Source organism: Poinsettia branch-inducing phytoplasma str. JR1 (assembly GCF_000309465.1).
Classification (GTDB): Bacteria; Bacillota_I; Bacilli_A; order Acholeplasmatales; family Acholeplasmataceae; genus Phytoplasma; species Phytoplasma pruni.
In genome coordinates this window covers 1-406 of sequence record NZ_AKIK01000129.1, presented here as the reverse complement: position 1 = coordinate 406, position 406 = coordinate 1, and the positions used below count along the sequence as shown (strand labels likewise).

The 406-nt window shown below is 24.4% G+C and carries 1 pseudogene; it reads right to left on the bottom strand.

Annotation, left to right across the window (positions count from 1 at the left end):
* Positions 1-340 (bottom strand): annotated as a pseudogene (locus ON17_RS03305) (IS3 family transposase); the annotation flags it as partial.
* Positions 341-406 lie beyond the last annotated feature (66 nt).

Below are 406 nucleotides of genomic sequence, written 5' to 3'. Positions count from 1 at the left end.
GGATTTTTTCTTTATATTCATGAATGATTTCAAAATAAAGTTTTTTATTTTTTTTCGGGTTAACCCCTAATTTTTTTTTAATAGCGGTTTTAAAAGCTTGTAGCGCTACTTCATTTTTATTAGCATAAATACCTTTATTATATTTATATTGTTTGCCTTTGGGCTGTTGCAAGCGATGAAGTTGTTGCTTATCAAACCACATCATCCATTGATATATTTGAGTTTTATTTTTGATCTTATATTTCGCTTGAATTTGTTGGTTGCTTAATAAACCTTCTTTTTTCGCAAAAATAACCTTTAATTTAGTATTTAAATCATAATGATGTTGTTTTGTTGTCATAAGTAAAAAAAAGAAGTCCCTTCTTTATTTTATTAACCTATTTTTATTATAAAAAAATTTTAGTTA